The 22,091-nt window shown below is 48.7% G+C and carries 14 protein-coding genes; all 14 read right to left on the bottom strand.

What is annotated here, in order from left to right:
• Positions 1-933, bottom strand: coding sequence for a carbohydrate ABC transporter permease (locus MHB56_RS29290; RefSeq protein ID WP_197740348.1), 933 nt, complete (start codon positions 931-933; stop codon positions 1-3).
• A gap of 210 nt (positions 934-1,143) precedes the next feature.
• Positions 1,144-3,249, bottom strand: coding sequence for a hypothetical protein (locus tag MHB56_RS29285; protein ID WP_341144334.1), 2,106 nt, complete (start codon positions 3,247-3,249; stop codon positions 1,144-1,146).
• Positions 3,242-5,890: a glycoside hydrolase family 2 protein gene (locus MHB56_RS29280; protein WP_341144333.1), complete on the bottom strand. Its 2,649-nt coding sequence runs from the start codon at positions 5,888-5,890 to the stop codon at positions 3,242-3,244. The genes MHB56_RS29285 and MHB56_RS29280 overlap by 8 nt, the downstream gene beginning before the upstream one ends.
• A gap of 840 nt (positions 5,891-6,730) precedes the next feature.
• Positions 6,731-9,535: a glycoside hydrolase family 2 TIM barrel-domain containing protein gene (locus tag MHB56_RS29275; RefSeq protein WP_076302094.1), complete on the bottom strand. Its 2,805-nt coding sequence runs from the start codon at positions 9,533-9,535 to the stop codon at positions 6,731-6,733.
• 10 nt (positions 9,536-9,545) lie between these two features.
• Entirely contained in the window at positions 9,546-11,150 is a 1,605-nt protein-coding gene (locus MHB56_RS29270; RefSeq protein ID WP_076184639.1) for a response regulator, read from the bottom strand.
• Complete coding sequence (locus MHB56_RS29265) at positions 11,150-12,940, bottom strand: cache domain-containing sensor histidine kinase (protein ID WP_076184638.1); 1,791 nt, start codon at positions 12,938-12,940, stop codon at positions 11,150-11,152. Before MHB56_RS29265 ends, MHB56_RS29270 begins: the two co-directional genes overlap by 1 nt.
• A 102-nt stretch (positions 12,941-13,042) precedes the next feature.
• A complete protein-coding gene (locus MHB56_RS29260) occupies positions 13,043-14,728 on the bottom strand; it encodes a hypothetical protein (RefSeq protein ID WP_341144332.1) in 1,686 nt (561 codons plus the stop codon).
• Positions 14,729-14,758: 30 nt separating this feature from the next.
• Positions 14,759-15,655 carry a carbohydrate ABC transporter permease gene (locus MHB56_RS29255; protein ID WP_036677267.1) on the bottom strand — a complete coding sequence of 299 codons (897 nt, stop codon included), beginning with the start codon at positions 15,653-15,655 and terminating at the stop codon, positions 14,759-14,761.
• Positions 15,656-15,661: 6 nt separating this feature from the next.
• Positions 15,662-16,555: an ABC transporter permease gene (locus MHB56_RS29250; RefSeq protein WP_081383282.1), complete on the bottom strand. Its 894-nt coding sequence runs from the start codon at positions 16,553-16,555 to the stop codon at positions 15,662-15,664.
• 207 nt (positions 16,556-16,762) lie between these two features.
• A complete protein-coding gene (locus MHB56_RS29245) occupies positions 16,763-18,109 on the bottom strand; it encodes an LLM class flavin-dependent oxidoreductase (protein WP_076125544.1) in 1,347 nt (448 codons plus the stop codon).
• Positions 18,110-18,184: 75 nt separating this feature from the next.
• Positions 18,185-18,664: a DinB family protein gene (locus MHB56_RS29240; RefSeq protein WP_076125545.1), complete on the bottom strand. Its 480-nt coding sequence runs from the start codon at positions 18,662-18,664 to the stop codon at positions 18,185-18,187.
• Positions 18,664-19,836, bottom strand: coding sequence for an N-methyl-L-tryptophan oxidase (solA, locus tag MHB56_RS29235; protein ID WP_341144399.1), 1,173 nt, complete (start codon positions 19,834-19,836; stop codon positions 18,664-18,666). Before solA ends, MHB56_RS29240 begins: the two co-directional genes overlap by 1 nt.
• The gene (locus MHB56_RS29230; RefSeq protein ID WP_341144331.1) at positions 19,833-21,014 is read right to left on the bottom strand and encodes an amidohydrolase; all 1,182 of its coding nucleotides are present in this window, start codon (positions 21,012-21,014) and stop codon (positions 19,833-19,835) included. Before MHB56_RS29230 ends, solA begins: the two co-directional genes overlap by 4 nt.
• Positions 21,015-21,067: 53 nt before the next feature.
• Positions 21,068-22,084 (bottom strand): LLM class flavin-dependent oxidoreductase, encoded by a 1,017-nt coding sequence (locus tag MHB56_RS29225; protein WP_340393492.1) that lies wholly within the window; start codon positions 22,082-22,084, stop codon positions 21,068-21,070.
• Positions 22,085-22,091: the final 7 nt, after the last annotated feature.

Below are 22,091 nucleotides of genomic sequence, written 5' to 3'. Positions count from 1 at the left end.
CTACTCCCTGTTCAATTTCTTATCCAGCCGGAAATAAATAATGGTAAGCACCATCAGGACTAGAAAAGTAATAACCCCGAGCGCCATTGAATGGCCTGCTTCAAAACTCCGGAACGCATAATAATAGCTTTGCAGCATCAAGGTCATTGAGGCATTGTTCGGTCCACCCTCAGTCATTACCAGGGGTTCATTGAAGATCTGGAATACACCGCTGATCTGCAAAATCATCATCAGTCCGATCATGCTAGAGATTTGCGGAATGGTGATACTTTTGAATCTCCGCCATACATTCGCACCGTCAATCGAGGCTGCTTCGTACAGATCATGATTAATACTCTGTAGACTTGCCAGATAAAGCAGCACTGTTCCCCCGAAATTTCGCCAGGTAATCGTGAAGATAATCAGCATTATCGTCATTTGCGGATCCTGAAGCCATTGCTGCACCGGAAATCCCATGGCACTCAGCATAATATTCAGCACGCCACCCTTTCCGGGCTCAAACAAAAACATCCATAACATCGAAGCGGCAATGCCGGGAACCATACTCGGAAAAAAGACCGAAAAGCGAAAAAATGACTTCCCATGTCTCAATTCATTAATCACGACAGCGACAATAATGGGTACGGCAAAACCGATCAGTAGTGACCAGAACACATACACAAAAGAGTTGGTCAATGTCTGTTGAAACGCCGAGTTCTGTATAACATCCTTGTAATTCTGCAGTCCGGCGAAACTTACGGCATTATAACCCTCAGTATTGAAAAAAGAGAGCACAATGCCCTTCACGAGCGGCTGCCAGGAAAAAAAGAAAAAGGCAAACAGTGTGGGTACAATTAATATCCAGGATGACCAATCTTTGAATAAACGCCGTACAGGATAACCTTTCTTTTTCTCTGTCATTAAAGGATTTAGTTCACTGGTTTTTCCAATCATGCTCCTGTCCTTCCTTCCTCCCGGAATCAAGCTTTAATCCGGTCAGGCGTTGTATAGTTGTTATACCTAAATGATAGCGCTTCCTACTGAGCGCCGAAATCCGGTAACCCTGCGAAAGCGTTTGTAAAGCTACTTATTTGTTGGCAAAAAAAAGCAGTGCACGCACCGGAATGGCCGCACACCGCTTATGTTCATGTTATAGTGAATCGTTTAGGCCTCACTTAACCCTGCGCTGATGCAGAGGACGGCCGCTTCCGCCCGAAACGCTTCGCTCGCCGGATTGGGCTGCTCCTCCAAAATACGAAGCACCGACTGAGGCTCTACGCCGGGCTGTGGCACACGGGAGGGAGAAACTACGCTCCACTTCTGCTCACCCTTGAGCCTGTATGACAGCTCATAAAGATAAAAGCCCGCATGTTGTCCGTCAGTGAGCTGGCTTACGCCATCCTGCCACGAGCAGAGTTCAAGCGGATGCTGTTTGTTCGGCAATACACCGGACGCCAGTGTGATGCGCTCATTTCGAACTACCTGCTGCTTCTGTTCCCAAGCCTGCTGATCTAGGATTCCCAGATCCAGGCGGTATTCCATTCCCGGCTCTCCATAAAGAGTCCAAGCCACAGGGCTACCCACCGCTACGAACTTAGGTGCTTCCAGAAAAACGGGTTGATGAGTTGGGACAAAACGTTCGGTCTGCTCCCACTCTCCCGCAGCCGGACTGCGTCTGCGATAATGCACCGTGCCCGTGAATTCAAGCTCCTGTTCCTGTAGCAGAGCTATTAGACATAGAGTAGCTTGCTCGTAAAGATCCGTGCAGTTGTTATGGCCGAAGCGGTATCCGATCTCATGGCGAAGCGGTATCCCGCGACTCCGGATCAAAGCCGCGAAGGAAAAGCTGAAGCGGCTAAGGGTAAAGGCATCATGCGTGCCATGGTTAATCAGCAGCTTTGTGCCACTCGCTTTAAGACCCTCCAGAAAAAATTCGGATTCCAGTCCGGTCGTTTCCTTTAGACTTGCAGAGTCAATAGTTCCCGTCAGAGTCTGTAGCAGAGTCTCGATTCCCGTGCTGCCGTTCTGTGGATGCTGCCAATCTTTCTTCCAGATTTCCCGGTAACCGGTGTCTACTTCCGCCACATGCCAGATCAGTGGGCAAGCTCCTTCGGCAAACTCACGGGTAAGCCCGTTCAGAATCAACGGCGGTGCATAACACAGTGTGTAGCGCACCCGGTAGGGTAAGCAAAGCGGATTGCCTCCAGCCAGCAGCGCAGTTAAGCCGCCGCGCGAACCACCTACAGCCACTACCTGCTCTGCATCACCGCCATAACTTTCTTGACCTCTGGTAATTGCCGCCCCAATGCCAGCATAGATGGAGCCTTGCAAGGAACGGCTGCCGATATATCCTCCTCCGTTCCACAGAATGCCGACAACGCCTTTGCCGGTGCTGGCCAGAGTCTTGCCGATGATTTCCAGAAATGAGGGACCTACCGTACTGAAGGTATTCTCATTGGCATCATAATAACCATTGAACAACAGTGGATATCCCTTAACATTTGCCGCGCTCCAAAAGGGCGGCAGAATATAGGAAGCAAGGCTATGCTGGTCATTCTCTGTAACTAGCAGACTGCCGCTGATGAGCTGAAATACAGGCGCATTACTTAAAAGTGAAGCATTGTCTGTGGATGCATTGCGGAAAACCACCGGAAATCCGAAGGTCTTAAGGATGCGGTCGCTCAAGGAAACTGCAACTAGATCATCTACAGCATAGAGACTGTAGCGGTCACCGATATAATGCTCGAATTGCGGAGTTTTAAAATTCTTATTTCCCTCGTTGCCTCCGAACAGCTGATGATCTTCCGTATTGTATACATAAGGGCTATCTGGGTCGCTATTGTAGAGTCGTGCATGCTCGGAAACAACCTTTTCCCCGGCTTCGTCCATCCGCAATGTCCCTATGCCATCTGTTCCGCCATAACGGAAGCCTCCTTTTCCCTCAGCAACGCTATTATCCCAGTGAGACACTACAGGAAGCATATTGGTCAGCATAGGACTGACTAATACAAATACCCCCTCCTCTTTCTCGGAGATCCCTTCTGCTGCTTCAACTTCAACAGTGTCTTCATGGAGGGTTGACCAATTCGCTTTCTGATAAGCTACTTCGCCGCCTCGCAAGCAAGCAAGCAGCAGTGGAGCGTTGTGCAGCCTTAAGTAATCAGCCACTGCTCTGCTAACAGGTATAGCGACAGGTGTAGATCCCTTGGCTTGAATAAACCGACTTAGCGGAACATGTACCTCCGGTACAAAACACAATGTTTTACTCACGATTTTTTTCTCCTCCAACCTGTATCATTCTGCTCTGTGCTGTTAGGAACGACATGAATCTAATTTCTGGCAAGCCATCTGTGATCCTATAATTTTCCCCAGACAGGAATCCTCCTGAGAGTTTAGGAGTGCAAATAACCGTTACTGTTTTGGTCTCACCCGGAAAGAGGGTATGGAACTGCTCATCCGCTTCCATCCAGTAGCGGTCTCCCCTTTCCTCTGCATGGATATGCAGTAAAACTTCACTACCGGTATTTTGGACTGTAAAAAGGGCCTGCTGGCTCTTCTCCTGAGCACCCGTCGGCTGCCATAAACTCTCCTGACGCACCTCAAGATTGCCTCCTATAAGTGCAAGCGCGGGAGCATATGGATGCTTTTTATTGGTAGAGAATACATATAAATTCTGCTGTGGTGCTTCATCGCCGTCCTGGTAGGACAATCTGACGAAATATAAAGCATCCTCATGCTCTGGCACGTTGAAATTCAGCACCCCAGCGCCGACAGCCTGATCTTTGTTTCCCTCTGCCTCAAATGATTGCTGATAGATGCACCGTCCGACTGCATCGAAGACTTCCGCGTCGACTTCTACCCTGTGTCCATTTCCTCCATGCACGTATACATCTCCCTGAAATCCGGTGCTTGGTGTAAGCAGTAGACTGCGGTAGTCCAGCGAAACATGTAGCGGACGGAAGGCAGATTTCACCCAATGGTAGGCCATCTTCGTTTCACCGTAATAATCGACAAGGTTAGTGCAGGACACATTCGGCCACGGCTCGTTGAATTGCCATACAATGCTGCCGCTGTTTCGGAACTTACGGCGGCGGTTAGCCTCCAGCACGAACCGGATTCCTTCCGCCTGTATCCACTGGCTGCAGGCAGAGAACTGCTCCAAATCTGTCATGCTGCCGAACATTTCTTCTTCACGGCTCAGCGTATCCCACCACTCCCCGTGATGTCTCCATATCGCGTTGTTCTCCATAGAAACCGGTCGCCGGTTGGTCTCACTCAGAAATTTCTCCAGACTTTTGAGAGAACTCAGACCGTCCACCCCAAATTCGCTGTGCAGCAGATTATCGTTGCTGCCATATAACTCGTAGTGATAAGGGTTTCCCATATACTTCCAGTAACCGTGCACATCATGCCCCTGACCTTTTGCATCCGTAATATATTCTACCGGGCCGGAAGCTGAGGTCGGTAGGAAGAGTCGCTGCGGATCATACTGTTCTACCAGTTCTTTCAACATCGCCAGATTGGAATCGCTGCTGTCGGAAGGCTTATTCGGCTCACTCATTAATTCATTGCCGCCGCTCCATACCGTTAGCGATACATGATTGCGTTTGTCACAGAGCGCTGTGCAGGCAGTCTTGTGAAGCAGCTCCAGAAACTCCGGCTGCTTCGAAGGGATATTGTCAATACCTGAACTGGACTGAATGAACTCCTGCCAGACCATAATGCCGTTCACATCACATAAGTCGTAAAAAGCCTTTTTCTCAATGATTCCACCGCCCCATACCCGAACGAGATTAATATGAGCTGCTTTCATCAGACGAATCATCAGTTGATATTGTTCAACCGTTACATTCCCGTAGAGATGGTCCAGAGGGGTCATATTTACCCCTTTCATATAGATCTTGCTTCCGTTAATCACCACTGTATATGGTAGGGCGTTGTCTGGACTGTCTACATTGTGGATATAATCGAGCTTGCGAATGCCCGTTTGAAAGCTCTGGGTATCCAACTCCGTTCCAGCTTCATCCAGTAGCTTTAGTTCAAGATTGTACAGTGGCTGCTTTCCATAACCGTTTGGGTACCATAGCTCAGGTTCGGGTATGTCCAGCTCCGCGTTCAGAAGCTCTCCAGCTCGAACTGGTCGCGATTGAATCAGCAGCGGATTCCCCTCCGGATCAGCACAGGTGATGCACGCTGTCAGTGTCCCATCATCTTCAGAGCCAGCCATTCGCTTGATTCCTGCTTGAATGGTAATTCGACCAGACGAGATCTGATTTCTATCGTTCTCGCCAAACTCCGCATCTGTAGTGATCGACACATCATCCCAAGAGCACTGTTGATGTACCCTCAATACCACATCATCCCAAATTCCGACATTGACCAACCGGGTAGAGAAATCCCATTTATAATTAAAACGGCTCTTCTGCGTGAAGGTAGCCGAGGTTTTGCCGATTTGCCCCATTTCATCTGGCGCCTGCTTCAACAGCACTGAAATTTCAAGGCTTTCCCGCCCGGAGAGCAGGTCTGTAACATCAAATACAGCCGGCTCGAACATACCTTTATGTTCACCCAGCAGTAAATGATCAGCGTATACCGAGGCTTCATAGTCCAGTCCCTGAAAGACCAGTTCAACTCTGGCTGCTCTCAGCTCAGGCTGCTTCAAGGTCGTACGGTAAACCCACCAGCGGTTCTCCACCCATTCACAACTCAGGCTATTTAACTCTTGATTAGGGTTGGTAATCCAGCCCTGTCTGAAGAGATCATAGTGAACTCCACCCGGCACAGTGGCAGGCATCCAGTCCGTAACCCCCATCAATTCCTGTCCCAGCTCCATACTGGTGCCCTTTAGCGGAACCCAGGGCCAATACCCTTTGACTTCCCACTTCAAATCGTTCAATCGAATTTCATTCATGTCTTCCCGTTCCCCCAAACCCTGCTAAATTTGGCGCTGTTCCTGACGATGAGCGGCTCTGGCGCCATTCGTTAATGCGCTTACAACTTTAGGTGTGCAGCTTCATTACCAATGATAGCACCGGGTTAATGTTTTCAAAGGTCTCCAACCCTGTGAAATCGTTTGTAAAACTGCTCAGTTGCTGATAAACACAAACAACCCCTCTAGGCTGGAGTGAGGCTTATCAGCAATCATCTATAGAGGTGGCTTTTTAAGGCTTGTTTTGTTTCGGAGCCTCTGACTCCCGTGCTTTACCAATACGTGTAATACGTCGAACGCGAAAAAAGGAGTTCCCTTGAGCCGCGAAAGGCTGCTTGGTGAACTCCTTTACTTTTTGTTCGATAGAAGTTCTAAGAACTATTGCAACAATGTAGCACCACCTATCGGACATAGATGACGCTAAAAGCAGTATTATTGTACTTTTGGTGGGCTAACGGTCCCCATAGCCACTATCTGTATGAAATACAACACATATGGACCTCTTTTTAAGCAATAGCGTCACTGGAGTCCGAAATGTTGTTCAAAAGGCTGAAAATTAGTAAATAGTGTCATCTGGGTCCGAAACCCTCAGAGACTCAGATAACGATGACACTGTTGAAGCTGGCGGCTACCAATAAACTAAAAGCAGCAAAAAACTAAGAGCAGCGAATCTCTCTTTATTAAGAGAATCGCTGCTCTAGATCTTTTTACGATGAAACCGTCTGTCTTACTCAATGAAGAAAGTAGTTTTTAGTATAGCGCCCTTGGACTGTTCATCCATATGAAATGCGATAAGGAGCCTTAGTAATCGCCTGCCTCTACCTATTGGATCAGCTCAAGAAGCTCCGCAACATTCGCCTTGTACTGTGGTTTGAAATCATCTGATTTCATATAACCCGCAAGGCTGGATAAGAACTGTCTGCCTTCCGGCGTATCGCTAACCTTATCAGCATCCAATGCGCATATCAGCAGGTTGCCTGCTCCTACACTGCATTCCACTAGGAAACTCAGCTTATGATTGCGTTCAAAATTATCGATAGTCTGCACTACGGGATTCCAGTTGCGGTCTGCCGCATCCATGATGAGCGATTTCGAATTCTCAACAATACTCCACCAAGGATAGGTAGAATATTCCTCGCTCGGGAACTCACGAAGCACCGGGTGCTTGTTATCAATCAACATCCCCATAGTACCAATGGGTACTGGCCGGTTCATGCTCTCTGAGATCGAGCGGAACATTGGATAACACCAGAAATCTGTGCAGTAATAACCTTCAACAGCATTTTGGAGAGATTCCGGGTTCGGCATAAGCAGCACATTCTCACCTTGCTCCAGCAATGCAAGCGCATCATCAGATAGCTTGTCGAAGACATGGACACCCTCCAGCATGTTGCCACTCTTCACTGGATAAATCCACAGGTCATAGCTCTTGCGGATATCTGTTCCCTGTATGGAGAGGGATAATACGATAGTACTCATCCGTTCAACTACAGGTAGTTTTATTGCCAGATCGCAGATATCGATATAATTCGTTCCTGCAGGTACGTCCACCTCGGTTGAACCTGAGGCGAGTATACCGTAATCCTCGGTAAGCTCCCAATGCAGTTCAAATGTACTCGGCATACCACTGCGGAAACAGCTCAGTTCGACATGGGCATCGAACGTTTCACCAGAGACATAGTTATACTTGGGAAATCTCGCCAACAGAACGGCATCATTACAAAAAGTTCTCCAGTCCTCAGCACTTATCATTCCTTTGGAATCCATAAAGGCGTCGAGGACACCCACCAGCGCCGTTCCCTGGCCACTGAAATCCTGCAAATCAAGCAGTTGGAAACCCGCAAGCCGACGGGAGCGGAATGCCGCCTCGAGTTCCTCTTTGTAGCAAGCTACTGCCAGTTGCCCCGAGCATTCGAAATATTTGGCGGCCAAATGACCCAGCCCTTTACTTTCCAGTCGTTCACGGAAAATTTTGAAATTCTCAGCTTTGAGCGGACCGTTGTATTTATCGATTTCCTCATAATTAGGATAGGTAGCATACTGTCCGATCTCATGCGAGATTACCGGAATGTGCGGTATCCATTCTGCGGAAGCGTCTCCAGCCTTCACCGTCTTGGCTTCCGTACCATACTGGATCTGGATCTCTCCGCCAGCGGCAGCTTCCATCCCCTCTCCGTTGAAGAGATCCTGAGGGACGATCTGATCGTCATAGTCTTTCATCGTGCCTGGCAGATCAATCTGGACATGACCTAATGGAGCATCACACATCGCATAGGAGCCTCTGAACAGCCGATCTCTGGAGAAGCGCACGCCGCTGAAGAAATCGTCATGTTCCAGAATTTCTGGCACCCATTGGTGGTTATTGGACCCCTGTGTATAGAGAATCCGATTATCAAATGCTTTATAGTCCTTTAGGAAGGAATCAATCTTAGCTTTGCTGCCCCATAGCTCGTTGCCAAGCGACATCATCACGAAGGAGGGGTGATTGCCAAAAGCCTGGAGAATGGCATAGCCTTCGCTGATCAGATAGTCCTGCTCCGCCTGATTATGGCCCTCGTCGGTTTCTTCCGTGATTGTTCCCCAAAATGGAAGCTCTGGTTGCATGTAGATACCGAGCATATCCGCTGCGGTGAAAGCAGCTTCCGGCGGACAGCAGGTATGAAAGCGATAATGATTGATGCCGTAAGACTTGGAGATGCCAAGGATTCTTACCCATTCCTCGACGTCAGTCGGGGCATAACCGGTAAGCGGGAAGATTAGGCCGTCATGTTTGCCGCGGAGGAAGGTTTTTTGTCCGTTGATTGTAAACTTATCGCCCTCTGCCCGGAATTCCTTCAATCCAAAAACGAGCTCCTGTCGGTCCATTATATATCCATCGCTGTCTTTCAAAACAAGGTTTATGTTATAAAGATTGGGAGCGCCTTCACTCCAGAGCAGCGCGTCTTGACCAAGCTCATAGTTGAAGGAAAAACTACCCGGTGAGACTGGGTACTCCCGCTGGTCCACAGCATGTGTATTGTCGCTGTTGAAGCTCTGCGCAGACACTGTAAGTATAGATTCGTTCCTGCTGTCCAAGGTTGCCGTGATTCGGACTGAGCGGGCTGAGAGATCCGGATCGAGCCGGATGCCGCTGAGCCGTGACTCACCATAGAACTGAAGCTCCATACGTCCGGTAATCCCATTCCAGTTGGTCTGGGTATCCTGCGACGTTAAATGTCCACCTTTGGTTGGGTAACCAGTATTGTCCACACGGATGGTGAGCGTATGATTCCCAGGTTGAAGCTGCGGCAACTCGTATATATGTGGGGTGTTCAGACTGTTACGGCTGCCTATTTCCTGATTGTCCAGCCATAGAGTCGTCAGCCTCGTGCGTTCCAAATATAGGAAGCAGACTTTGCCGGCTAGTTCTTCCGGAATGACGACCTCTTTTGAATACCAGACTTGCCCTTCAAACAAATACTCATCCGTTAATGCGCTTACTAAAACATCCTCGTTCTTCGAACCTTTGCGTGCGTAGGACGTTGTTCCCGGCAGTGTGATAACATCTGTAAAAGGCAATGCCAGTCCTTGATTTCCCTCATCCAATTGCAACTTCCATTCGCCTTCCAGGCTGATCTTTGTCTGCAAAATATCACTCCTAATAATGATAATCTCTGAACTCCTGAGGTGTAGTGCCGGTTGTTTTCTTAAAAAGGAAGGCAAAATAAGCCGCGGTTTGAAAGCCCACCTGTTCGGCAACCTCGTAGACCTTAATATTGGGGTCACGAAGCAGTTCCTTGGCTTTGTTCATACGCGCTTCCTGCACGAAGTCGGAAATCGTGCGGCCCATTTCTTTTTTGAAGAGCACACTTAAATAGCTGTGATTCAAGTGAAACTGCTCAGCAAGCTGCTTTACAGTCATGTTCTCATGCAGATGCTCCTCCAGTTGGCGGGCGACCCGCTGGATAAGGTTATGCTGCTGAGCGACCTGCTCTCTTTGATTAAGCTTAGCATATTGCGCCAAATATTCCAGTACGACCTTCCTGACTTCATCTACGCCTGTACAGTCGATCAACCGCTGCCACATGAGGATGTTCATCTCTGAATCCTTCTCATGTATACGCTTCAGTTTTCTGGCTAGTTCGCTAAGCAAACCCATTCCGAAAGCCTGCACATAGGAAAAGGATACAGGCTCTCGCGCAAGTAACACTTCGAAAGCATGATTGAAATAAGCGGAAGCTTTATCGCTCTCTCCTCTGTCCAGTAGCTTAACGATTTCCGGAATGTATTCTTCACGCAACCGGAAATCATGATATTCATTCATCAAGTTCCGGTCGAAATAAAGGATTTGTCCGTAGCCGGCCAGCCTGGCACCGGTCATCATATGCCTTACTTCCTTATACAGCAACGGTATTTCCGTCCAGAACAAACACTCTCTGCTGATTCCGACCGAGACGGAGGCTTTATACTGCTCTCTTAGGATATCTTGGATAAACGCAAGCTGCTTCTCAAGTCTTGCCCGCACCAATGGCGTTGCGTTCAGCACAATGACGGCCAGTTCATCCGCTCCTGTCTTCCCTATATAGGTACCGGAGAAACCAGATAGACCAGTCTTAACGCAGTTCAATAGCCCTTCGCTAAGCAGGATCCGATCCTTGGCATCATGCGGATTATCTAGGAACCTGCGGTCATATCCAAACAGGAATAAAGTTGCCTGCCATTCCCCATTAGGCAGATCCAGCAGGCGCCGCCAGGATTCGAGCAGCTCATCACTGTGGATCCAGCCTTCGACCATATCTTTGACGAAACGTTCCTGCAGCACCTCATAGCTCTCTGTAACTTTCTCCCTAAGTACAGTGGTTTCCTGTTCAATCTGTTTTTTCTTCTCAACTACTTCTCTGAACACAGCCAGTTTCATTTCGAGTTCTTCCGTCTTGATGGGCTTCAGAACGTAAGCTTTAGCTCCCAGATGTATAGCCTCCTGCACAAATTCAAACTCGTCATATCCACTGATCATCACAGTCTGTAAAGACTGGAGTGTCGGATAATCCGCTCTGCATCTGGCGAGCAGTTCGATCCCTGTCATACCGGGCATCGAGACGTCAGCGATCATCACATCCACAGGAGTTTCTCCTAGAATCGTTAGTGCTTCTTCACCAGATAATGCAGTTAACGGTTCCTCATACCCCAGAGCTTTCCAGCCAATATGACGAAGAAGCCCTTGAATCTGCATAGGCTCGTCGTCGACAATTAATGCCCGCATTAAGCTCCATCCCCCTTTTTTATCTCAGGACTTTCCTTGCAAACAGGGATATCAATGGTTACACAAGTCCATTCGTCTTCTACACTTTCAATCTCAAAGCGGCCCTCTGTGCCAAAATACAATGCAAGACGTTCACGGATATTGTTCATCCCGAATCCGTTTTGCGTACCCGTGTAGCTGCCGGCACGGATCTGTTCCAGCTTCTCACTGCCAATCCCTTTTCCATTATCAAAAATCTGAAACTGCACCGTATTCTCCACTCGTTTGATCGTAATTTGTATAAAAGCATGAGTTCTAGTTGTGATGCCCCCGTGCAGATAACAGTTCTCGACCGTTGGCTGTAGGATCAGCTTAATGCTGTACAGGTCAAGAACGTCCGGCTCTACCAGCCACTCTACGGATACCTGACCGGGATAACGCAGCTGCTGAATTTCGATATACGCTTTCAGATGCTCAATTTCGTCACGGATCAGCGTCACATTAACCCGGTTATTGAGTGCCAGCCGATAGAATGTCGTCAGCGCATCTATGGTTCGGATTTGCAATTCGTCCTGCTGATCTAATGCCCGCCAACGGATCAGACTTAACGAATTATAAATAAAATGAGGGTTAATCTGTGCCTGCAACGCCCTGAATGATTGCTCCCGCTCTTTGAGCATGGCCTCTGTATGTTCTTCGACCAGTTTTCTCAAACGGCCAGACATGGAATTGAACAGTACCTCAAGCTCCCCCAGCTCATCGTTGTCACGGTTTCTCACTGTAACTTCGAAATAGCCCTGTGAGATATCTGTCATCCTGGTGCCCAGCTTGCGGATCCGCCAAATCACATTTTTAAGTACAATCATGATTAGAAAGATGGACAGCAGCAGGAAAAAAGCAATACCTGCTCCGATATAGTACATAATCCGCGTAGACTGCTCCTCCAGTCGATCAAGATGCACAAGTGCGGCAACCGTCCAGCCAGACTTAATCTCCTGAGTGATCAGCATCATCCCGCTTTTTGTCGCTGAGGTTTCCAACGAGTTGTTCCAGTACTGACCTAAGGAGGATGAGGATAACCGGCTGCCAATTTCAGAGGGCTCCGAGGATGCAATAATGCGTTCGTTGTCGTCAACGATATACAATTCTCCGGCCCCTTCAAAAGGATGTTCGAACGATTCCATGAAGACACCGTTATAGTTCAGTAACAGGTACACAATCCCGTAAACATCTCCATACGCGTTCAGAATTTTATGGGATACCACTAGCTTAGTCCTGTCGTCAGCTGCATTAGTCCATACCAGATTGTCTGTTGTGCGAAGCATTTTCGTATACCAATCCCGCTCTCGAATTCCCGAAAGGCTCCGTTCTTCCGGCTTCCACAGAAGCCCTCCATCTTGCACTAGTGTATCGTTGGTATGATAGATTCGGAAGTTCTCAATCCCTGGCAAGTATTTACTGGTGAGCAGGAAGGAACGGTCCACATAATTGACCGTACCCAATTGTTCATCGATATCCGCATAGTCCCTGGCTAATCTAGAGATCAGCTCACCATCCGTAGCCGTTCGGGTAGCCAGCAGATCATAGCTTTGCTTCCTGAATTCAATACTCTGCGCACTTTGCCGAACGGCTTCCCTGATCGTAAGCATATAATTGGCCCGCACCGTATGAAGCATCATGTACCCTGCACCTGCAGCCAGCAGTACGGTGGGGAGAAATACAATTAGTCCGTAGAATAATACAATTTTACTCCTCAGGTTCATGGAACGGGTCATACGGATGATCCATTTCTCTATTTGTTGTTTAATCATAGATTCCCCCCATGAAGTGCAAAGGGAGCCCCCTCCAAGTGAGAGGTGCTCCATTAATTTTTTATCGTTTACGATCCGCGACTGAAAGAGCATCACGGTTGTCTATTGCAAGGCTGTTACTTCCTCCTTGTACGTATCCAGCCACTCCTGCTTGACTTCACTCCAGTGCCCACGCTTCTCTAGTGCTGCTTGGAAATCGCTCCAATTCTTTTCGAATTGCCCCTCGTCTTTGGCCATTAAAAGCTTGGCTCGATATTCCTTGCGGATATTTTCGATCTCCGGTGAATATTTCTCCCATGCGCCGCCCTGTTTCATCTGGAATAGATCATAAGGCTCTGCCACGCGGATCGTTCCCATTTTGCCGATAGCTTCAGTGAACTTAATGGTCTTAGCAGCTCCGGCTTTTCCTGCATCCTCTGTGTTCCACCATGGGTACCATTCATTGCTGTAAGAGGCAGTCATGTAAAGCTCAGGGGTGACTTTAGCTTTTTGTGCGGTGTCTCCGGAATTGCGGCTCGTCTTGTAGGTTTCGTCTGTGAATTTCCATTTGCCCAACGGTTGATCAATCCAATCCCAGTATAATCCCGCCGGTCCTTCATTAATGACCTGCTGCTGCTCGGGTTTTGGCTGCAAGGTATAATCGAAGAATTTCAGAATAGCTTCCAGATTTTTAGTTTTTTCACTAACATAGACATCATAGCCTGGATTCGGATTGGTAACCTGGTTAATTCCGACTTTCTCTACACCATCCACTTTAGGAAAAGGGATCGCTTCGTAAAACCACCCTGGCTCTGTTGGGCCGTCCAATGTCTCCCAGGCTGAGGCAGGAATGTTCCAGAAGCTGCCGACATTGAAGGCAATACGACCCGATTTGTTCTTTTCTGTATACTGTTCTCTTTTGCTGGTGACGACCTCTGGATCGATCAACTTCTCCTGGTACATCTTGTTCATCCATTGATAAGCTGCTTTATAATTGGGATCGTCGTAAGCGAATACAAAATCATCGCCGCGTTTGTCAACGCCATTACCTGCTGTAGTCACCCCGAATGCGGTCAAAATCGCGTTTTCATCGCTCCAGCCCAGATTATCACTAGTGTCCATTAGGAATGATAGAGGAATAAGCGATTTGCCGGAAGCATCCTTCTCTTCTGCAGCTTTCCGAAGGAAGGTCTCAACTCCTTCTAACGTTGCTAAGTCCTCTTTGGTCATACCTGTTTTCTCCAGCACATCACTTCTGACAATCCAGGCTTGAGATGCCCAGCCTGGCCACGGATCTTCCGGGTTTTGGTCAAACCAGGTAGGAATGGACCAGATATGGCCCTCATTATCCTTCATAAGTTCCAGATACTGCTTTGGAATAGACGCAAGTCCTGGATATTTGTCAGGCATGTCGAAATACTGCTCTAGCGGCATAAGCTGTTTCGACCGGTTCATCGCGCTTTTGACCGTTTCGTTTCGGCTGAAGATAGCTGCATCTTCAAAGCCGCCTGTGTTTATCTTCAAATTAAGTGCAGTCATCGCGTCGCCTTGAGTGGTTTCCAGCTTCACATTTACTCCAGGCTCCTGTTCACGCCAATATTTCTGGACCAAACTATCATTATTGATGGTTGCCGTCCATCCAAGCCAGAGATTAAAGGAAGTCGAGCCACTGGCGGGCAGGTTACTTGACGTTTCATTGTCGCTTCCAGGCTTGTTCGTAGTATTCTCACCTGATCCGGAGCATCCGGCAATAGACATCAGTAAGGTTGCTGCAGCCAAAGCGGCTAGACCCGTTTTTTTGAATATCATTGATTTTTCCCCCTGTTCTATTATTGAAAATCAGCCTTTTACTGACCCTACAAGAACTCCTTTCACAAAATATTTCTGCAGGAACGGATACACGCACAGGATGGGGATTGCACTCACCATAACGACTGCCATCTTAATCGACATCAGTGTAATATTCTGCATTTGTGAGCTTCTCGCCAAAGCTTCCTGGTTGGTATTCGAGCCAAGGACAGCGGATAAATCCTGAGCAGCGAGCAATTGCTGCAGGAAGGTCTGCACCGGAATCAGGTTCTGCTTCGTGACGAAGAAAGCACCGGCGAACCAGTCATTCCAGTGTCCCACTGCGGTAAACAATCCAAGTGCGGCAAGCATAGGTTGAGAGAGTGGAATAATAATCTGAATCAGAGTACGAACAGGACCGGCTCCATCTAGTTCAGCGGATTCTACCAGAGCTTCAGGGATTCCCTGTATAAACTTCAGCATGACAAACATGTTCCAGACCGAGAACAGCCCGGGAAAAATATACACCCAGAACGTGTTGATAAGCCCGAGATTATTAAGCTGAATATAGAAAGGAACCAGTCCTCCACTGAATAGCATGGTTAAAAGAATATAGCCTAGAATCGTGCTTCTTAATGGAAGGCCGCGGTAGGACAAGCCAAAGGCCACCAGAAGTGTGACGATAAGTCCTGCGAATGTGCCAATGACTGTCCTAGCGATTGTAATTAGATAAGACTGGCGGATAATCTCATTTCCTAATACAATCTCATAATTAATTAATGTGAAATTTTTGGGCCATAGATACACGCCACCTTTGGCCGCACTTGCACCGTCATTCAGTGAGATGGCCAGCATGTATAGGAATGGATATAGTACAGACAAGCACAGACCTGCCAGTACTATGACGATGACGTATTGAGCTATTTTTTCACCTCTGCTGAGCTTCATATGCCATCACCATAATCCTTCACCATTTATTTTTCTGGATAACTGATTAGTCGAAACAACCAATATCAAGCTGATCACTGAGGATAACAATCCCACTGCGGTCGCCATTCCAAAATATCCCTGCTGCAATCCGTTGCGGATGATATACGTATCCAGTACATCCGCGACCCCTTGATTAGCAGAATTCATCAGCGGATAAATCTGATCCATCCCTACTGAAATCAGGCTTGGGATACTCAGAATTAGCACAATCGATATTGTCGGTAGAATACCCGGGAAGGTGATATGCCGAATCTGGGCTAGCTTTCCTGCACCCTCTACTTTGGCGGATTCATACAATTGCGGATCAATCGTTGTGATCGCAGCCAAATAGAGAATCGTGTTCCATCCGGTCTCTTTCCACAAGCCGCTTAATATAACCATGGGCCGGAACCACTCCGTGGAACCTAGAAAAAATACAGGATCACCGCCTGCTTTCTCGATGAACTGATTGACCAGCCCACCATCCAAAGTCAGAAAAGACTGCAGGATGTAAGCGACTACAATCCATGAGAAAAAATGAGGCAAATAGCTGACCGATTGCACGAATCGCTTAAATACAGGCCGGGTTACCTCGTTAATCACCAGTGCCAGTAGAATCGGTGCCGGGAATCCGAAGATGAACTTAAGCACAGATATATATAACGTATTTTTGACGACAGTTAAAAACTGGGGATCTTGCAGGAAAGAAAAGTTGTCTAATCCCACCCATGTGCTGTTCCAGATCGAGGTGCCAATCTGAAAGTCGCGGAAGGCGACCTGAATCCCTGCCATCGGAATATAGCTGAACAAAAATAGCAACAGCACTCCCGGAAGAATCATTAAATATTGCCATCGGTACTTGTAGAACTTAGCGTACAATTTACATCCCTCCTTGATATTTCTATCATAAGGTGCAGCGGGAACCCTGCCTATATAACAGTGATTGGTTATCTATTGCTCTGATTGGTTCTTTAAAGCGCTTACGTTGTTAGACAAGCTCCGCTCGCACGCAAATAAACGCAGCCTTAAACGGCTGCGTTACATTTTTTATGACGAAAGCTAATTATTCGATTCAAATTATTATTGTTAATGTACGGCTTTTTGCCCTACCGGTTGTGAAGCCTTGGAATAGCGGTTCTCTGGCAATGGAATACCGAGATTTCCACGCAGGGTGCTACTTTCGTATTCAGTGCGGAACAGGCCCCGCTCTTGCAGAATCGGCACTACCCGATCGACGAATTCCTCCAGTCCATTAGGAACAGCAGCTGCGATCATAAATCCGTCTGCTCCTCCACCCTCAAACCAGGTTTGAATCTGATCAGCCACTTGCTCAGGTGTGCCAATAAAGCTGCTGCGCGGGGTAGCGGATTGTAAGGCGACCTGTCTTAGTGTTAAGCCTCTCTCCTTCGCGTCCTTTTTGATTTTATCCGTGCCGCTCTGAAAACTATTGCGCCCCAACTCGCCAAGCTCAGGGAACGGTTCATCCAGCGGATATTGCGAGAAATCATGATGCTCGAAGAATCTGCCCAAATAGTTCAGTGCATTCTCAATCGTCACGAGACCAGCAACCTCCTGATATTTACGCTCTGCTTCCTCTGATGTGTCGCCAATGATTGGTGCAATACCAGGAAAGATCAGCACCTCATTCGGATCCCGGCCAAATGAAGCTACCCGTGTCTTAACATCGCTATAGAATGCCTGGGCATCTTCTAGCGTTTCGTGGCCAGTGAAGATAGCATCCGCTTCCTTTGAGGCGTAATTTTTACCAACTTCTGAGGAACCTGCCTGAAACACGACTGGCTGCCCCTGCTTCGAACGAGCAATATTGAGCGGTCCTTTCACGGAGAAGAACTCTCCTTGATGGTCCAGGGTATGCATTTTTTGCGGATCAAAGAATACACCTGTTTCTTTGTCTCGAACAAACGCATCATCCTCCCAGGAATCCCATAATCCGCGGGTCACCTGCAAATATTCGGTAGCAATACGGTAACGCTTGCCATGGTCAGGATGCTCTGTTTTGCTGTAATTCGAGGCAGAGCCTTCCAGTGGTGAAGTCACCACATTCCAGCCGGCCCGGCCACCGCTGATTACATCCAGTGAGCCGAATTGACGCGCGACGGTAAACGGTTCACTGTAGGAGGTGGACAGGGTACCAACCAGACCGATGTTGGTGCTGACGGCGGCGAGTGCGCTAAGAATGGTCAGCGGTTCAAACCGGTTAAGGAAATGCGGAATGGACTTTTCATTAATGTACAAACCGTCTGCGATGAAGATCAGATCCAGCTTGCCTTCTTCTGCCTTCTGTACCCACGCCTTGTATAATTCAAAGTTTACACTTGCATCCGGCTTAGCATCAGGATGGCGCCACATCGACGTGCTGCCTCCTACTCCATGCAGCAGTGCGCCTAGCTTCAGTTGTTTTGGTTTGGTCATGTTCATTCCTCCTAAAAGTTTTGTGAGCATACGATTCCCAGGTTTTACTTCATGCAAAACTAACAATGAAAGTATTCATTGCACGAACGATGCATTGACTGCGCCCTGCTTGATTCGCTCAATCTGACCAAGATGTCTCTCTACATGTGCGGTGAAGCTATGGACGATATCGGAAATTTTAACGTTTTCCCCCTTGAAGTTAACCCCGCTTTTCTCCCAATTCTCTGCGCTGAGCCGTTCAAACAATAGACTGTTATAATAAAGCAGGCTGCGGAACAACTCCAGACTATCGGAAGCACTACCACTATTGGCGTACTGGCCGCTGACCCAAGCGTCCTGATTGAAGACTGGCAGCTGCGCAGTTGTAGCAGCGAGAATATCACGTATACGGAACGAAACCACAATGCTGTGATCAGCTAGATGGGCTAAAACCTCAGTAATACTCCAACTCGTTGGTGCTGCCTTCCATTTCAGCTGTTCCTCTGATAACCCTGCGGTTGCATGCACCAGTTGGTTGTGCGTACTTAAAAAATTGCTAATTTGAACTTTGCTCATTAAATCCCCTCCAAAATAAGGCCTGCTTGCGAATGATCAGGTGTAAAACGTGATAACGCAAAAGGTTGAATGTTGTGGTTGGTAGCTCCACTTGTCGCCAAATCAGCAAGTATTTCACCTACAACACTAGAAAATTTAAAACCATGCCCTGAGAACCCTCCGGCTACCAGCACATTGGAGTGGAGCGGATGGCGGTCAATAATGAAATCTTCATCAGGTGTATGCTCATATTTGCATACAGAGCCTTTAAGTAATCGGCCAGCTGCACCCGGCATGTAAGTCTCCAGTACTCTTCGGAGGTCTTGCTCATCGCTGGCTTCACTGCCAAAGGGAGCAAGTAGTGTGCCTGGTTTCCATTCCAGCCCCGTATCGTGCCGGCCGATCTTCAGACCGGCTCCAGCAATGCTGGGAAAGCCATAATAGCCACCTTCCTCAGCTCCTAGCGTGAAGCCAGGGAAGTTACCGGCTGCAAAAGCAGGTGAGCTCTCAAACCAGCCCACAACTTTGCGGATCGCCTTGATTGGCAAATGCACAAAAGGCGCTAACGCTCCAAACCAGGCTCCGGCACTAAGGATAGCTGACGCTCCGTGATAATCGCCGTTTGTTGTATGAACTGTTACACTGCTTTCGCGGGCGGTGATGTTTACTACCGAAGTGTTCGTCAACAGTTCCGCACCCTGTCCAAGGGCAAGCTGGCGGTAGGCGGAGATACAGCGCTCGCTGTACAAATACCCGGCATCTGGTTCATACATTGCTGCGAATGTTTCCGGAATGTTCAATCCCGGCCAGCGCCGCCGGATCTCTCCGGCATCCAGATGCTGGACCTGCACCTTCCGTTTCTTTGCTTCCGCGAGACGACCGCTGAAGGAATACACTGCACTATCTGCGAGATTCAAAACGCCCGAGCGGACAAGCAGTTCTATTCCGCTCAACTGCTCAGCTTCTTTCCATAAACGATCTGCCCGCAGAGCCAAATCAATGTAGGCGGGATCACCACTGTAAGCATGCCGGATCAGCCGCGTTTCCCCGTGATGGCTTCCCTGTGTATGTGGAGGATCAAAGGCATCAATTAGCAGCGTCTTCACTCCGCGCTTCGCAAGATAGTAACCGGCACTCATGCCCATCGAGCCTGCGCCGACGATAATTACATCGTAACTGTTATGTTCAGCTATAATTCTGCACCTCCATCGGGACTGTACTGCACTAGGGATCGTACAGCTACATCCGCAAGGAAACGTGCTGCCACAGGGAGTGCACGTTCATCCAGATTGAAGGCCGGATGATGCCATTCCTGGCTTCCTTCAGTACCTACAAAAACGAACAGTCCGGGTACCACGCGCTGATAGAAGGCGAAATCCTCTCCAGCCAGAGAAAGCTCTGGCTGAATCGCTCGGTAGCCAAGAGCTTCGACCGATTCAACTCCAAGCGCTGCTAGGGAGGGATCGTTGATAACCGGAGGTGGCCCTTCTATCCAGCGAACGGTAGCTTCTGCTCCAAGAGCCGCTGCTACACCGACCGCCACTTCCTGAAACCGGTCCAGCACTTTGCTGCGCACCGTTTCATCAAAGGTGCGGATCGTCCCTTCAAGCACCGCTTTTTCGGGGATAATGTTCCATGAATTGCCGCTGTGAATCTGCGTCACACTGACCACCGCACTCTGCAGCGGGCTGACATTGCGACTTACAATGGACTGGAATGCCGTCACAATATGCGAAGCCGCTACAATCGGGTCTATGCCAGCCTCCGGAACGGCAGCATGAGAACTGCCACCCTGCACTTCTATCACAAACCCGTCAGCTGCTGCCATTAAAGGACCACCCTTAATACCGATGGTTCCGACTGGCAGGTCTGGCTTGTTATGCAGCCCGATCACTGCCCGGACGTCTTCTAGTGCCCCGCTAGCAATGATTCGTTGTGCACCCTGCGCCTTCTCCTCGGCTGGTTGGAATAACAGGCGCACCGTTCCCTGTAATTGCTGCTCTCGCTGTTTCAATTGATAGGCGGCACCAATCAAGGCAGCCGTATGGAAATCATGCCCGCAGGCATGCATTTTGCCGGGATATAATGAAGCAAAGGATACTCCGCTTTCCTCCTGGATTGGCAAGGCATCAATATCTGCGCGCAGTGCGATGACCGAACCGGGCTTTTTGCCGCCAATCTCTGCGATCACGCCGGTAGACAGACCGTATTCTACGATCCTGACTCCTGCCCGCTCCAGCAGGGAAATAATATATTCTGTTGTGCCATATTCTTCATTGGACAGTTCCGGGTGCCGGTGCAGATGACGGCGTATCCCGATTAATTCTTCTTCAAGCGCTTCCGCACTCAACTCTTTAGCTTTACTTGTCATTTACAGTCACCCTCCTTTACACGATTTCCTGTGTGATACCGAGCCCGCCCGCTTTATGCCTCTGCAGCCACTTCAGCGATTGCTTCGCTCAGTAGCTCAAAGGATCGGAGCCGTTTGTCAAAGGGATGTACATTCGTCGTTATGATGAACTCCTCGACACCGGATGCCTCTGAAAGTTCCAACAACTGTTCACGGACAGATGATTTTGTTCCCTTGGTAATCTCCGGTTCCAGCTCTTCAATCGTGTAGGCTTCATTGCTCTGGCGGGCAAATTCCTCCGCCTGTTCCAAGGTCCCTACTGTCAGCTTCTTCCCGCTCGCCAGTTGAATCCGGATCAGCTTATGCGCACCTGCCAGTTCTTTCGCTCCCTCCTCAGTCTCAGCCACCACTAACGCTAAAGCGATAATCGCTTGCGGTTGTCTGCCCTGTGAAGAAGCGAAACCGCTGCGGTAAGCACGAATGGCATCCAGCGCTACCGCCTTATCGCTGTTAATAAACAGGGAGAATACGTACGGTAACCCCAGTTCAGCGGCAATTTCCGCGCTGCTTACACTCGCGCCAAGGACATACAACTCAGGAGGAATACCAGGAAGGGGACCTGCCTTCAACCCTGCCAGCGGATGGTTTTCTTCGAGGCGGTTATGTACATACTTTTCAAGCTCGATGATTTTGTCCGTCAGGTCTGGGGTTTCAGCTTTTCCCTGCTGTAGTGCCTGTGTGCTACGTGGGAGTCCACCGGGAGCACGTCCCACACCGAGATCCACTCGTCCAGGAGCCAGTGTAGACAGCACATTGAAGTTCTCCGCTACCTTATATGGGCTGTAATGCTGGAGCATGATGCCACCGGAGCCAATGCGGATTCGCTCTGTTTTAGCCAGAAGATGTGAGATAAGTACTTCCGGGGAAGAACCGGCTACCTGCTCGGAGTCATGATGCTCCGAAACCCAGAACCGGTGGAATCCAAGCTCTTCGGACAGTTGTGCCAGCTTGATCGTATGCTGGAATGCTTCCTCCGGCGTTTCTCCCGGATAGATCGGACTTTGATCAAGTACGCTGATTGTAATAGCCATTGTTTTG

The sequence above is a fragment of the Paenibacillus sp. FSL H8-0315 genome, assembly GCF_038005365.1.
GTDB classification, from domain to species: Bacteria; Bacillota; Bacilli; order Paenibacillales; family Paenibacillaceae; genus Paenibacillus_AQ; species Paenibacillus_AQ odorifer.
This window is presented reverse-complemented; position numbering and strand designations above follow the sequence as displayed.